This is a genomic window from Phenylobacterium sp., from assembly GCF_030654915.1.
In the GTDB taxonomy this organism is placed as follows: domain Bacteria; phylum Pseudomonadota; class Alphaproteobacteria; order Caulobacterales; family Caulobacteraceae; genus Phenylobacterium.
In genome coordinates, this window is record NZ_JAURWM010000238.1 from 1 (window position 1) to 1231 (window position 1231).

The 1231-nt window shown below is 65.9% G+C and carries 2 protein-coding genes; one reads left to right on the forward strand and one right to left on the reverse strand.

Going from position 1 to position 1231, the window contains the following annotated elements:
* On the reverse strand, window positions 1-546 hold a 546-nt coding region (gene trbF / locus Q7T84_RS12340), incomplete at its 3' end, for a conjugal transfer protein TrbF (RefSeq protein WP_304809270.1).
* Window positions 547-651: 105 nt separating this feature from the next.
* Here trbF and Q7T84_RS12345 point away from each other — a divergent pair.
* On the forward strand, window positions 652-981 hold the full coding sequence (locus Q7T84_RS12345) for a hemolysin III family protein (RefSeq protein ID WP_370653656.1): 330 nt from the start codon (window positions 652-654) through the stop codon (window positions 979-981).
* Window positions 982-1231 lie beyond the last annotated feature (250 nt).

A 1231-nucleotide genomic window follows, 5' to 3' on the forward strand; every position in this document is an offset into this window, starting at 1 on the left:
GAACGTCGTCTCGCGCCACTGCACCTGGTAGCTGTCGCCGCCGCGCGGCAGGACCGAGACGATCTCCACCGTCACCGCCTGCTGACCCAGCCGCGCGAAGGGGTCGTTCTCCCGGGCGTGCCGGTTCAACATCGCCTGGGCGTCGCCGCCGACGAAGCCATAGGCCTTGAGCCAGTTCTGCCGCAACACGACCGGATCGGTGCTCTTGGATCGGATCAGCTGGACGAAGTCGGCGACGAAATAGCCCTTCTCAGCTTCGGCGGGCGCGTAGGTGCGATCAGCCGCCTCGATCCGCCCTGGCCGGCCATAACGATCGACGGGCACGATATAGGTCGCGATCTTCGTATTCTGCTGGGCGTAGATCAGCCCGCCGATCGCCACCGCCGCCAGGCCCGCGCAGGCGAAGGCCATCATTCGCCAGTTGCGCGCCTGAACGCGCGCCGAGCCTAACCGGTCATCCCAGGCCTGGGCGGCGCGCTGGTAGGGCGTCTCGATTGGCGTTGAATCGCCATAGCGGTCCTGCCGACGCCGGAAGGCGTTGAACATTGGGGCCTCCTCGATGGATCAGGCGCCGTCCTCGCGTGGAGGACCGCCAGGGGGTTTGGGGTTGGTCGGGGCCGCGCCGGACCCGGGGCGAAACGAGGCCCGCGCCTGGGCCACGAGGCTTGCGACTGGGGCGCGGCGATAGCCGGCATGGCGATCAAGCTGTTCCTGCCAGGCCGCTTCGACCGGCTGGCCATCGTCTTCTATCTCGCCATAGGCTGGAGCGGCATGGTCGTCATCCGCCCGCTGCTTGACACGCTTCCGCCGCTGACGCTCGGGCTGATCCTGGCCGGCGGCATCGTCTATTCCTGCGGCGTGGTCTTCTTTGCCTGGAAGGGGCTGCGTTTCCACAACGCCCTGTGGCACGGTTTCGTCGTCACCGGGGCCGGCCTGCACTGCGCCGCTGTGATCGATTGCATGGTCGTCGCGCGCTTTTGATCGGCGCGACGGACGGCCTCCTGGCCGTTAGCGTCTTCCCATTTCGTCATAATTCCGCTTAGAGTCCCAAAGAGTTTATCGCCGGGAACGGATTCGGGGCGAGAATGGGCATACTGAGATCCTTTGGACTGGTCGGCTCATCGGATGTGATGGAGTACGACCCACACAGGCTGTCGAGCCCGCAGGTCTTCGTTCTGTCGATGCTGGTGTTCCTCGCCATCGTCGCTTTCATCGCCGCCATCCACACCCG